The 11,233-nt window shown below is 64.8% G+C and carries 14 protein-coding genes; 8 read left to right on the top strand and 6 right to left on the bottom strand.

Annotated elements, in window-relative coordinates:
* Genes F600_RS0124895 through F600_RS0124885 form a run of 3 tightly spaced genes read left to right on the top strand, consistent with a single transcriptional unit; the run spans position 1 to position 1,436 of the window.
* On the top strand, positions 1 to 261 hold the full coding sequence (locus tag F600_RS0124895) for a hypothetical protein (RefSeq protein ID WP_018163388.1): 261 nt from the start codon (positions 1 to 3) through the stop codon (positions 259 to 261).
* Positions 262 to 267: 6 nt separating this feature from the next.
* Positions 268 to 1,050, top strand: a complete 783-nt coding sequence (locus F600_RS30905; protein WP_018163387.1) for a hypothetical protein — start codon at positions 268 to 270, stop codon at positions 1,048 to 1,050.
* The gene (locus F600_RS0124885) at positions 1,047 to 1,436 is read left to right on the top strand and encodes a hypothetical protein (protein ID WP_018163386.1); all 390 of its coding nucleotides are present in this window, start codon (positions 1,047 to 1,049) and stop codon (positions 1,434 to 1,436) included. Before F600_RS30905 ends, F600_RS0124885 begins: the two co-directional genes overlap by 4 nt.
* A gap of 153 nt (positions 1,437 to 1,589) precedes the next feature.
* Here the strand turns inward: F600_RS0124885 and F600_RS30900 are convergent, their stop codons facing one another.
* Positions 1,590 to 2,195, bottom strand: coding sequence for a TetR family transcriptional regulator (locus F600_RS30900; RefSeq protein WP_018163385.1), 606 nt, complete (start codon positions 2,193 to 2,195; stop codon positions 1,590 to 1,592).
* Between the two features lie 59 nt (positions 2,196 to 2,254).
* On the opposite strand from F600_RS30900, the gene upp reads away from it, so the two are divergent.
* Complete coding sequence (upp, locus tag F600_RS0124875) at positions 2,255 to 2,878, top strand: uracil phosphoribosyltransferase (protein ID WP_018163384.1); 624 nt, start codon at positions 2,255 to 2,257, stop codon at positions 2,876 to 2,878.
* Here upp and F600_RS29775 read toward each other — a convergent pair.
* On the bottom strand, positions 2,875 to 4,320 hold the full coding sequence (locus F600_RS29775) for a phospho-sugar mutase (protein WP_081629021.1): 1,446 nt from the start codon (positions 4,318 to 4,320) through the stop codon (positions 2,875 to 2,877). The two genes, upp and F600_RS29775, sit on opposite strands and share 4 nt — an antisense overlap.
* Before the next feature lie 124 nt (positions 4,321 to 4,444).
* Positions 4,445 to 5,227 carry a purine-nucleoside phosphorylase gene (locus F600_RS0124865; RefSeq protein WP_018163382.1) on the bottom strand — a complete coding sequence of 261 codons (783 nt, stop codon included), beginning with the start codon at positions 5,225 to 5,227 and terminating at the stop codon, positions 4,445 to 4,447.
* Between the two features lie 113 nt (positions 5,228 to 5,340).
* On the opposite strand from F600_RS0124865, the gene F600_RS0124860 reads away from it, so the two are divergent.
* Positions 5,341 to 6,498 carry an amidohydrolase gene (locus F600_RS0124860; RefSeq protein ID WP_026306928.1) on the top strand — a complete coding sequence of 386 codons (1,158 nt, stop codon included), beginning with the start codon at positions 5,341 to 5,343 and terminating at the stop codon, positions 6,496 to 6,498.
* A 5-nt stretch (positions 6,499 to 6,503) separates the two neighbouring features.
* On the opposite strand, the gene F600_RS0124855 is transcribed toward F600_RS0124860, so the two are convergent.
* On the bottom strand, positions 6,504 to 6,968 hold the full coding sequence (locus F600_RS0124855; protein WP_018163380.1) for a gamma-glutamylcyclotransferase family protein: 465 nt from the start codon (positions 6,966 to 6,968) through the stop codon (positions 6,504 to 6,506).
* A gap of 183 nt (positions 6,969 to 7,151) precedes the next feature.
* On the opposite strand from F600_RS0124855, the gene F600_RS0124850 reads away from it, so the two are divergent.
* The 3 genes from F600_RS0124850 to F600_RS0124840 all read left to right on the top strand — a co-directional run bounded on the left by F600_RS0124850 (position 7,152) and on the right by F600_RS0124840 (position 9,431).
* Entirely contained in the window at positions 7,152 to 8,555 is a 1,404-nt protein-coding gene (locus F600_RS0124850) for an NAD(P)H-quinone dehydrogenase (RefSeq protein WP_018163379.1), read from the top strand.
* A 234-nt stretch (positions 8,556 to 8,789) separates the two neighbouring features.
* Positions 8,790 to 8,990: a cold-shock protein gene (locus tag F600_RS0124845; protein ID WP_018163378.1), complete on the top strand. Its 201-nt coding sequence runs from the start codon at positions 8,790 to 8,792 to the stop codon at positions 8,988 to 8,990.
* A 201-nt stretch (positions 8,991 to 9,191) separates the two neighbouring features.
* Positions 9,192 to 9,431, top strand: a complete 240-nt coding sequence (locus tag F600_RS0124840; protein ID WP_018163377.1) for a hypothetical protein — start codon at positions 9,192 to 9,194, stop codon at positions 9,429 to 9,431.
* Here F600_RS0124840 and F600_RS0124835 read toward each other — a convergent pair.
* Both F600_RS0124835 and F600_RS0124830 read right to left on the bottom strand, forming a co-directional pair.
* Entirely contained in the window at positions 9,428 to 10,066 is a 639-nt protein-coding gene (locus F600_RS0124835) for an FMN reductase (protein ID WP_018163376.1), read from the bottom strand. The two genes, F600_RS0124840 and F600_RS0124835, sit on opposite strands and share 4 nt — an antisense overlap.
* Positions 10,063 to 11,178, bottom strand: a complete 1,116-nt coding sequence (locus F600_RS0124830; protein WP_018163375.1) for an LLM class flavin-dependent oxidoreductase — start codon at positions 11,176 to 11,178, stop codon at positions 10,063 to 10,065. Before F600_RS0124830 ends, F600_RS0124835 begins: the two co-directional genes overlap by 4 nt.
* Positions 11,179 to 11,233 lie beyond the last annotated feature (55 nt).

Below are 11,233 nucleotides of genomic sequence, written 5' to 3'. Positions count from 1 at the left end.
ATGTCACAGTTAACCCAGCTCAAGCAGCACATTGCCGCCGTCGGAAACGACGCAAAGACCACCGCGCAGGGGCTCGCGGGTTTCAAGTCGAAGTTCGGCCAAGCTGTCGGCCAGGTGACCGCGACAATCGGCGGAAGCGCGCAGAACGTCGACAAGGACATGGTGCAGGCGTTGCAGGCCGCCGAACGTCAGTTGGACCAGGCAATCGTGGCGCTGCAACAGGCCGCACAGGTGGCGCATCGCTATGCCTCCTCGATCTAGCAGTCGGTGAGTCTTCTAGACGAGCTCGTTGGCGCACTGAGCGGAATCGAGACTGACGCTCGGGCGGTGTCGGTGGAACTCGTTCGCCGGGGTTCCACGATTGACAGAACGAGAGACTTGATCTGGCAATCGGCGTCGGTTTCCGCCGACCCGTCGCTCGACGTCGCCCTTGCGGCTCTCGATGCAGCGGCGCGGTCGTGTGTCAACGCTGCTGAACGACTGACCGAGTCAGCCGACTCGGCCCGGCGCTACCTGACGAATCTAGCTGGGCCAGCGAGTGCCACCGGTGGCAGCGCAGGCAGCGTTGTCACCCCGCTGAGTAATGCCCAGTTGGAATTCATTGGCGCCGAATTCTCGACGGCGGTGGGCTCGGCGTTCTTCTACGCTTGGGACCCCAGGTTTCGAGCCGCTAGCAATGACGTGCCTGCGTATCCCGGTGAGTACGTGCTGGACATCCACGGCACGCCCGATTCGGTGTCGTTGTGCGACTCGGACGGCAACTGGACGGACCTTACGGTGGCCGAGTTCGCAACGGTGGTTCGCGGGACCGGTTGGGATGGCTCGCCGATTCGGTTGTTCGCCTGCCACACCGGTGCGGGAAGTTTTGCCCAGGACCTGGCCGACATTCTCGGCGTCCCCGTCACCGCGCCAGATCGAGCGGTGTGGAGTTTCGCGGACGGCCGGCCGCCCGTTGTCGCCGATCCGGTCACTGACATTCACGGACGAACCGGACCGGACCCGTCCGGTGGCAGCTGGCAGACCTTCCAACCGAGGAGTTCACGCACATGAGGCACGCATCCATCTGGACTATCGGCCCGGACGGCCTACCGCGTATTGCCACGGATCACCCGCGGATCGACGCCGCCACGGCACGGCGGGTCGTGGACTATCTGCGCGCTGGACGGGTCGTTGTCGCGACGACAGCGCGCGTTCGCGACGTACTGGACTCTTCCGTGCTGGCTTTGGTCGGGCTGTCAACCCGCTGCGATAACGAGTGGTCGTGGGACGACACGCTGCTTTATTACGTCGAAAACCATCTCCTCAGTCCAGGCCAAGAGTTTCTGGACTACCTGACGCAGCGGACGTTCACCCCAAACCCGCCGTCCGCAGAGGCTGTTGCTCACGTTCTCTCCAACTTCGACAATCCACACCAAAGGAGTAGCCATGAAATGTAAGAAATGTGGTCGCCCACTGCACGACTGCCAGGCCTGTAACGGGGGACGGGCGTCGGGCATCTTCGGCCGCCTGAGTTGCAACAAGTGCGACAACAGCGGCGTCGTGTGCAGTCAGCACGGAGGTCACTGGAAGTGACGCTTCGAGTCGGCTGATCACACGCGGTCGGGAAGAAGCCGCATCGCAACCCACACCATGCGATGAATGGCTTCCTCGCGGCTCAGAATCGGGGCGATGGCGTGCGTGACAGCGACCCGCACCAGGGTGTCGGCGGCGATGATGGTTTCGGCGTCGGACAGGTCGGGCACGAGGGTCTTGACGATCGCTCCGACTCTCCGAGTCGCGAGCGCGTTCGTCTCTTTCAGGAGGCTGACCAGGTCTTCCGAGCCGATTCGGCCGCCTTCCAGCGTCATGTGGATGAGCGGTTCGTCGATGAAGTCGAAGATGGTGGCGAGGGCAGCGCGGATGCGGGCTTCGAGGTCACCCTCGGTGGTGTCGAAGACCTTCTGCATCCGGTCGAGTTGCCAATCGACGCGATGCACGATGTACGCCTCGGCCAAGGACTGGCGGGTGCCGAATTCCTTGTAGATCGTCTGGCGGCTGACTCCGGACTGCACGGCGATCGCGGCGATGGTCGTTGCGGCCCAGCCGTTGGAACGGCTCAGCTCGTGAACCGCACCGAGCACCGAGTCGCGCAGCAGATTGCGCGCCGCGACGGCGTAAGGAATATGCGAAATAAGGCCCGACTTGTGGTCTGACATGGATGTCCTGCCTTCCTTCTGGGATCGCCAGTGACTGCGGGCACACTAGCATTTCAGCTATGCGAACCCTGGTTCTCGATCACCCGTTGGCGGCCGCCCTTCTCACCACGATGCGCGACGAACGTACTGGGAATGCCGCATTCCGGGGGGCCCTTGCCGAACTGACCCGGATGCTCGTTTTCGAAGCGACTCGCGACCTGGCAACCGAGCGCTTCGAAATGCGGACGCCGGTCGGCCCGGCCGTTGGAACCAGAGTCGCGAATCCGCCGTTGCTCGTCCCCGTGCTGCGTGCGGGGTTGGGGATGGTCGACCAGGCCAGTGCGCTGATTCCCGAAGCGCACGTCGGGTTTGTGGGTCTCGCGCGGGACGAGGAAACGCATGAGGCCCACGTCTACATGGTCTCGCTGCCGGCCGACCTGTCCGACGTTCCGGTGTTCGTTCTCGACCCGATGCTCGCGACCGGCGGCTCGTTGCTGCACGTCATCGAACTGCTCGTCAAGCGCGGGGCACGGGACATCACCGCACTGTGCGCGGTGTCGTCGCCGGAGGGAATCGACGCGCTCGATGCCTCCGAGCATCCGCTGACCTTGGTGACCGCAGCGGTCGACTCGCATCTCAACGAGAACGCATACATCGTCCCGGGGCTCGGCGACGCGGGCGATCGGCAGTTCGGGCCGCGTTAGATCGACGCGCAGTAATCGCCGAGCTGCTTGAGGTTCATCGCGGCATCCGGTCCCGTCGCCTCCAGATAGCACTTGAGCTTGGGTTCAGTGCCGGATGGCCGGACCACGACGCGAACTGTCTCGCCCTCGAACACGAGTGCATCCGTGCGCAGGGGTCCGCGCACCGCCGACAGATCCGTGAGCATCACCGGTTCGCCGCAGAGTTCCGTCGGGGGATTCGTCCGCAGCTTGGTCATCGCCTCGGCTGCCGATTCGGTCCATCGCGAGACCTGGTCAGTCCGATGGATTCCGAATTCGGCATCGAGGTCAGCGAGGCGATCGGCGAGCCCGCGGTGTTCGGCTTTCGTTCGAGCCGCCAGACAGGCGAGCACGACCGCTGCCGAGATGCCGTCCTTGTCCCGGACAGCGGCCGGGTCGACGCAATAGCCGATCGCCTCTTCATACGCGAAGACGAGCCCCGGGCCGGTTCGGGCCAGCCACTTGAATCCGGTCAGCGTCTCGGCGTATCGCGCGCCGCGGGCGGCGGCGATCTTGCCGAGCAGGCGTGACGAGACCACCGATGTAGCCACGAGTGAATCCGGCGCAGCTGTCTCGAGGATGAAGTCGCCGAGAAGGGCGCCGACCTCATCGCCGGTCAGCTTTCGCCAGCCTCCCGGTGCGGGAATGGCGGCGGCGCAGCGGTCGGCGTCGGGATCGAGGGCGATGGCGAGATCGGCCTGCATCTCCTTGGCGAGCGAGATGAGCTTGTCCGACGTGCCGTACTCCTCCGGATTCGGGAAGTCGACCGTGGGGAAGTCCGGGTTCGGTTCCTGCTGTGCGACAACCGCTCTCACGTCATGGAACCCGGCTTTGGTCAAGGCGCGGACCAGCGGTCCGCCGCCCACCCCGTGCAGCGCCGTGACCGCGATTCGCAAGTCGCGGTGCTCGCCGCGGGCGAGGCTCGAGACCCGTTCGAGGTAGTCGTTGAAGAGGCTGTCATCGGCGTGCGTGACCGGCGTGCGAGGCACCGAATCGACCGGCCCCTCCTGACCCATCAACTGCTCGATCTCGCGGTCCGCGGGCACGTTGAGTTGGGTGCCGCCGCTGACGTAGACCTTGTAGCCGTTGTCTCCCTTGGGGTTGTGCGATGCGGTGATCTGCACACCGGCGACCGCGTCGAGCTTCTTCACGGCGAAGGCGGTCACGGGAGTGGGGAGGGGGCGCGGTAACGCCACCACCTTGAATCCGGCGCCCGCGAACACCTCTGCCGCGGCGGTGGCGAACTCGCGCGACTGATGTCGGGCATCGAACCCGACGACGACGGTTCCGCCGCCGAGACAGCGGTCGCGAAGCCAGGCACAGATCGCCGCAGTCGTCGTGATGACGACGTCGATGTTCATCCCGTCCGGACCAGCCTGCATGGGTCCGCGGATGCCGGCCGTGCCGAACCGCAAGTTAGTCACAGTGTCTTCTGCCTTCGCTCGCTCAGGCGGTTCGCGGGCCCTAAGGGCGCCGCCTTCCCTCGTTGCTCAGGCCGCTCGTTCCTCGCAGCCCTCGACTCCTCAGTCCAGCCGTCACCCGGCCCACTCACAGTGCACTCACGATCGAGTGCAGCAGCTCGCCGAGGCTGTCGGCGTTGCCGCGACCGGCGGCGAGAACATCGGCGTGGTCGAGGCCGCTCTCGCCGAGTCCGGCCGCGAGGTTCGTGACGAGGGAGATGCCGAGCACTTCGGCACCCGCCGCGCGTGCGGCGATCGTCTCGTACACCGTCGACATTCCGACGAGGTCCGCGCCGATGGTCTGCAGCATGCGGATTTCCGCGGGCGTCTCGTATTGCGGTCCGCGCATGCCTGCGTAGACACCTTCGGTGAGCGATGGGTCGATCGCGTGGGCGAGTTCGCGCAGGTGCTTCGAGTAGGCCTCGGTGAGGTCGATGAACTGCGGGCCAACCAGGGGAGAACCGCCCAGCAGGTTGATGTGGTCGCTGATGAGCACGCAGTCTCCGACGGCCATCCCGGGCCGAATGCCACCGGCGGCGTTGGTGAGGATCACGGTCTTCGCGCCGGCCGCGCAGGCGGCCTGAACGGGCAGCGCAACCTGTTCTGGAGTGTGGCCTTCGTACTGGTGGACGCGACCGAGAAAGATGAGCACGTTCTGCTCGCCGACGCGCACCGAACGGATCTCGCCGCCATGCCCGGCCGCCGATGGTGGGATCAAGCCGGGGACGTCGTTGACTGGCATCGTCCGCCAGCCGGGACCGAACACCTCGACCGCGCTCCGCCAGCCCGATCCGAGCACGATTGCCACGTCATGACGCGGAACTCCCATGCGTCGAGCGATTTCGGCCGCGATGAGGTCGGGCATCTGCATATGGTCACTTTAGAGCGCGCCCAATCCGGCGGGATGTCTCAGACGCGCTCATCGTGGCGGGATATCGTTGCAAGCCGAGACATGTCACGTTGGAGTGATCTGGAGGGGTGTGGGTGTCCGACATCGCTGAGTCCTGGCTGGCCCAGCACACCGGCGACCTGATCGCATGGCGGCGGCATCTCCATGCGCATCCGGAGCTTGCGCGCACCGAGTTTCAGACGACCGCGTTCGTGGCAGGAGTGCTCGAAGCGCACGGGCTCACGCCCAAGATCCTGCCGGGCGGAACGGGCCTCATCTGCGACATCGGCCCCGCGACCGGCCCACGAGTCGCCCTGCGCGGCGACATGGACGCCCTGCCGATGCAGGAGTTCACGAACCTTCCGTTCGCCTCCACGATCCCGGGCATCTCGCACGCGTGTGGGCACGACGCCCACACGGCGATGGTTCTCGCGGCCGGGCTCGCGCTCGCCGCAGCAGATCTACCAGTCGGCGTTCGCCTGTTGTTCCAGCCCGCTGAGGAAGTCATGCCCGGCGGCGCTTTGGACGCTTGCGCCGCGGGTGTCATGGACGGGGTCGGCCGCATCTTCGCGCTGCACTGCGACCCGCATCTCGAGGTCGGGCGAGTGGGAATCCGCGTCGGTCCGATCACCTCCGCCGCAGATACCGTCGTTCTCGACTTCGAATCTCCGGGCGGGCACACCTCGCGTCCCCATCTGACGACCGACCTCATCTACGCGATGGGTACCGTCATCACCGGTCTCCCCGGCATGCTGAGCCGTCGCGTCGACCCACGGACCAGCACGGTCATGGTGTGGGGAGCGATCAACGCTGGTCAGGCCGCCAACGCGATCCCGCGCTCAGGCCGTCTGGTGGGAACAGTCCGCACCGGAAATCACGAGACGTGGCTTGGGATGGAGCCGCTCGTACGCGACATCGTCGCCGGACTCCTCGCCCCCACGGGCGTCGATTACAAGCTCGACTACCGCCGCGGCGTGCCGCCAGTCGTGAACGACGAACACTCGGTTCGGATCTTCGAAGAGGCGATTCGCGCGCTGGGTCCCGACGCACTTGCCGACACGCTGCAGTCGGGCGGCGGCGAAGACTTCTCGTGGTACCTCGAAGAAGCTCCGGGCGCCATGGGTCGACTGGGCGTCTGGAAGGGTGAAGGCCGCCGTTTCGACCTGCACCAGGCCGACCTTCAGATCGACGAACGTGCTCTCGAGGTCGGCGTCAAGGTTTTGGTGAACCTGGTGCTGGAGAGCGCTCGATAACTCGACTACTCGAGGCTGCCCGGACCGACGTTCCGGCTCGGTCGCGTGCGCAACCGGTGGATGTAGTCGTTCGGAGCCCCGGCCTTCTCGGCCGCGTCCGCCATCACACCGAGGTAGCGAGCGGAGGGCATCCCGACCTCATAGCCGTCGATGACGTACAGCCACGCGAGAACCGGGCCTTCGTACGTATCGATGCGGAGGCGAAGCTTTCGGTGAATGCCGAGCTCGGAGCCTTCCCAGCGGTCGAGGCGTTCTTCATCCTCGGTAGGGACGTCGTAGAGCACGACGAAGACCTTCGCGCCCTCCTCGGGCACCACGGTCGCCAGGGCGCCTTCCCAGCCGATGTCACCGCCTGCGAATGTCAAACGCCAGTCATGCAACCAACCCGTGCCCGCCATCGGTGAATGGGGGCAGCGTTTGAGCATCTGCTCGGGGTCCATGTTCGAGCCATAGGCTGCATACATCGGCACGTCGGTCAGACTAACTCACACGCGTCTCCTCAGGCCCCGCTCAGAACGTCCGAATGTGAGGAATCCCAGTCAGATTGCCGGATCCGCACCGTTACCGGGAGACTAGGACGGAGCGTAATTCGATAGAGCGCAGCGTGCGGAACCTTCTTGCAGTCGCCGCTCGCTCCCCGGAAGGAGAGCCCCATGCCGCGGATCGTCATCATCGGTGGAGGCCCGGCTGGATACGAAGCGGCTCTCGTTGCCGCGCTGCACGGCGCCCAGGTGACGGTCGTCGACTCCGATGGTCTCGGCGGCGCGTGCGTGCTGTGGGACTGCGTCCCGTCGAAGACGTTCATCGCCTCGACGAACATGCTCACGATTCTTCGTCGCGCGAAGAGCGTGGGCATCGACCTCGACATCTCGCAGGCCAAGGCCGAGGTGCCGAACATCAACCTCCGCGTCAAGCAGCTCGCCCAGGCGCAGTCCTCGGATGTGCGGAGTCGGCTCGAGTCCGTCGGCGTCCGGATTCTCGCGGGGTACGGGAGCTTCTGCGATTCCGCGATCGGCTTGGCCGCGCACAAGGTGTACGTGCAAAAGCATGACGGTACGGACGAGGTCGTCACGGCCGATGTCGTGCTGATTTCGACCGGCGCCTCGCCGCGTGTCCTTCCCGGCTCGGAACCCGACGGCGAGCGCATCCTGAACTGGCGTCAGCTGTACGACCTGACGGTGCAGCCGACGCACCTCGTCGTCGTCGGCTCGGGTGTCACCGGTGCCGAATTCGCTTCGGCCTATACCGAATTGGGTGTCAAGGTGACGCTGGTGTCCTCCCGCGACCGAGTGCTGCCGTACGAAGACGCGGACGCCGCACACGTGCTCGAGGAGGAGTTCGCCGAGCGCGGCATCGAACTCGTCAAGCATGCCCGTGCGGACAAGGTTCGGCGCACAGATGACGGCATCGTCGTCGAGCTTGCGGACGGCCGCACGGTCGAGGGATCGCACGCGCTCATGACGGTCGGTTCGGTCCCGAATACGCGCAGTCTCGGCCTGGAGCACGTCGGCATCGAACTCGACAAGGGCGGATTCCTCCGCGTCGACCGGGTCTCGCGGACAGCCGTCTCCGGCATTTACGCAGCCGGAGACTGTACCGGCCTGCTGCCGCTGGCATCGGTGGCCGCGATGCAGGGTCGTATCGCGATGTACCACGCTCTCGGTGAGGGAGTGCAGCCCATCAAGCTCAAGACCGTCGCCTCTGCGGTGTTCACGCGTCCGGAGCTCGCGACTGTCGGTGTCTCGCAGGCGGCCATCGACAACGGCGAGGTCGCCGCGCGTTCGGTGATGTTGCCGCTCAACACGAATCCGCGAGCGAAGATGTCCGGAATCCGTCGTGGTTTCGTCAAGGTGTTCTGCCGCCAGGCGACCGGAACCGTCATCGGCGGTGTCGTGGTGGCGCCAACGGCGTCCGAACTGATCCTCCCGATCGCCATGGCAGTGCAGAACAACCTGACGGTGACCGACCTGGCGCAGACATTCTCGGTCTACCCGTCCCTCAGCGGCTCGGTGGTCGAGGCTGCGCGCCTGCTCATGCGGCACGACGATCTCGACTGAACTTCGACAACCATTCGCGTCGGGTCCGATTGGTGTGAACCAGGCCTGCTAGTCTGGTCTTAGTTGCAGTCTTGGTACCCGGGTACTTTTCTCTACGTTTTCCTCGCCTGATGTCTTGGTGAGGACTCCTGTTGTTTACGATCCCGTCGCCCGCCCGGACAGGGAATCATCTCCGCGACCATCCTGTCCTGCGCCTTGTGGGATGGGGTCGGGCTCAAACAAGGGAGTAGGCATATGCCTGCCGGTACCGTCAAATGGTTCAACGTCGACAAGGGTTTCGGGTTCATCGCGCCCGACGACGGATCGTCTGACATCTTCGCCCACTACTCGGGTATCGCGGGTGGGGTCAAGGAACTAGCGGTTGGCCAGAAGGTCAGCTTTGATGTCGCAGCCGGTCGGCGAGGCCCTCAGGCTGAAAACATCGTCATTCACTGACGATGTCCCGTGCTTTCAAATACCTCGTTACAGGGGAGGTCGTGACGTGGCGAACCAACCAGGACCCACACACAGTCGGTGCATGACATGCTGGCGCATCCAGCCTGCCTATCGGATTACCGGCATGACCTGCCATGCGTGCCTTCGTGGCGAGGCTCTCGACAATTCAGACGAAGAGCCAAGTAAGGCAGAGTCGGCGACATGAGCCAGAGCTTCGACGGCGATCCGGTGGATGCCCACGAAGCCCGAGAACTGCGGCATCTCCTGTCCATTGAGATGGATCGAGTCCACGCCTTCATCGGAAAAATCGAGTCATCGATCCGGAATACGTCGTCGGTTCAGCATGCCCATTGGCTTCGCTCGCAGTCCGATCGGCAATCGACCGAACTGCGGCGACTCGGCCGGATGGCCGAAGCGCTGAAAAACAGATTCGGCCATTAGCCCGTTCCGTCGAGTCCCGCCAGTAATTGCTCGAACGGAGTCACGTCTCCGACGTCGTTTCCAGACCTGCGATCCTGCGCGGGTGTAAAGCCCGCGACCGACGTAGTGACCAGTGCGGATGCGAACTCACCCGCAGCGCGGTTGATTCGGTCGGTCAGACCGGTCGATCCGAAGTCCTCGGTTGCCGCGAAGACGCCGGTCGGAATGACGTTCGCACGCAGGTAGGTGAACAACGGGCGCATCGCGAAGTCCAGGACCAGCGAGTGCCGTGCGGTTCCGGCGGTGGCGGCGATCAGGACGGGGATGCCGTTGAGCGAATCCGGGTCCAGGATGTCGATGAACATCTTGAACAGCCCGCTGTAGCTCGCCGCGAACACCGGAGTCACCGCGATGATGCCGTCCGCCTGGGCGACGGCTTCCTTTGCCGCGCTGATTGCGGGCGTCGGGATACCGCCGGTGACCATGGCCTGGGCAAGCTCGGTCGCCAGCTCGCGAAGTTCGATGACGTCGTATTTGACGTCTTCGCCGCGGCCTGAGACGGCGGCCTCGACCGCCCCGCCGAGTTGATCGGCGAGGAGTCGGGTCGACGACGGAACCGACAGACCGGCGGTGATGACGACGACTTTGCGGGTCATGCGGTCACCTTCCCGGTGGCCGGCTGCACGAGCTTGTGTGCAGCATTGCCGATGAGCGTCTGGTGGGTCGGCGGGTCGCTCGGGACGTGGGCCGGACGCCGTGCCTCGAACTCCTTGCGGAGCACCGGAACAACCTGCGTTCCCAGAATCTCGATCTGCTCGAGCACCTTGTCGATCGGCAGTCCCGCGTGGTCGACGAGGAACAGTTGGCGCTGGTAGTCGCCGGCGTAGTCGGCGAACGACAGCGTCTTCTCGATGACCTGCTCCGGTGTGCCGACAGTCAGCGGCGTCATGTCCGTGAACTCCTCGAGCGACGGTCCGTGTCCGTAGACGGGCGCGTTGTCGAAGTACGGACGGAAGACCTTCTTGGCCTCCGCTTCGGTTTCCGCCATGAAGACCTGTCCGCCGAGGCCGACGACCGCCTGGTCGGCGGCACCGTGGCCGTAGTGCTCGAAGCGGCGCCGGTACAGATTCACCATCTGCTCGGTGTGCTCCCTGTTCCAGAAGATGTTGTTGTGGAAGAAGCCGTCACCGTAGAAGGCGGCCTGCTCGGCGATCTCGGGAGAGCGGATCGAGCCGTGCCACACGAACGGCGGAGTGCCGTCGAGGGGTGCCGGCGTTGAGGTGTAGCCCTGCAACGGCGTGCGGTACTTGCCCTGCCAGTTGACGACCTCTTCGCGCCATAGTTTGCGCAGCAAGTGGTAGTTCTCGATGGCCAACGGGATGCCGTCGCGGATGTCCTTGCCGAACCACGGGTAGACCGGTCCGGTGTTGCCTCGACCCATCATGAGGTCGACGCGACCGCCCGACAGATGCTGAAGCATCGCGAAGTCTTCCGCGATCTTGACTGGGTCGTTGGTGGTGATGAGTGTCGTCGCGGTCGAGAGCAGCAGCTTCTCGGTCTTCGCGGCGACCCAGCCGAGCATGGTCGTCGGCGATGATGCGACGAACGGCGGGTTGTGGTGCTCGCCGGTGGCGAAGACATCGAGACCGACTTCCTCGGCCTTGAGTGCCATGGCGACCATGTTCTGGATGCGCTCGCCCTCGGACGGTGCCTTACCTGTCGTGGGGTCGACGGTGACGTCGCTGACCGAGAAGATTCCGAACTGCATGTCACGACTCCTAGGAAGGTTGGTATGTCAACCTATTGAACCGAATCGCTCTCCG

Origin of the sequence: Smaragdicoccus niigatensis DSM 44881 = NBRC 103563, from assembly GCF_000380645.1 — a bacterium.
GTDB lineage: Bacteria > Actinomycetota > Actinomycetes > Mycobacteriales > Mycobacteriaceae > Smaragdicoccus > Smaragdicoccus niigatensis.
This window is presented reverse-complemented; position numbering and strand designations above follow the sequence as displayed.

Bases quoted from the DNA above. Each gene is read 5' to 3' on its own strand.
- F600_RS30900 (WP_018163385.1), bottom strand. From the start codon at position 2,195: ATGTCAGACCACAAGTCGGGCCTTATTTCGCATATTCCTTACGCCGTC.
- F600_RS0124830 (WP_018163375.1), bottom strand. From the start codon at position 11,178: ATGCAGTTCGGAATCTTCTCGGTCAGCGACGTCACCGTCGACCCCACG.
- upp (WP_018163384.1), top strand. From the start codon at position 2,255: ATGCGAACCCTGGTTCTCGATCACCCGTTGGCGGCCGCCCTTCTCACC.
- F600_RS0124850 (WP_018163379.1), top strand. From the start codon at position 7,152: ATGCCGCGGATCGTCATCATCGGTGGAGGCCCGGCTGGATACGAAGCG.
- F600_RS0124835 (WP_018163376.1), bottom strand. From the start codon at position 10,066: ATGACCCGCAAAGTCGTCGTCATCACCGCCGGTCTGTCGGTTCCGTCG.
- F600_RS0124845 (WP_018163378.1), top strand. From the start codon at position 8,790: ATGCCTGCCGGTACCGTCAAATGGTTCAACGTCGACAAGGGTTTCGGG.
- F600_RS0124840 (WP_018163377.1), top strand. From the start codon at position 9,192: ATGAGCCAGAGCTTCGACGGCGATCCGGTGGATGCCCACGAAGCCCGA.
- F600_RS0124885 (WP_018163386.1), top strand. From the start codon at position 1,047: ATGAGGCACGCATCCATCTGGACTATCGGCCCGGACGGCCTACCGCGT.
- F600_RS0124895 (WP_018163388.1), top strand. From the start codon at position 1: ATGTCACAGTTAACCCAGCTCAAGCAGCACATTGCCGCCGTCGGAAAC.
- F600_RS0124865 (WP_018163382.1), bottom strand. From the start codon at position 5,227: ATGCAGATGCCCGACCTCATCGCGGCCGAAATCGCTCGACGCATGGGA.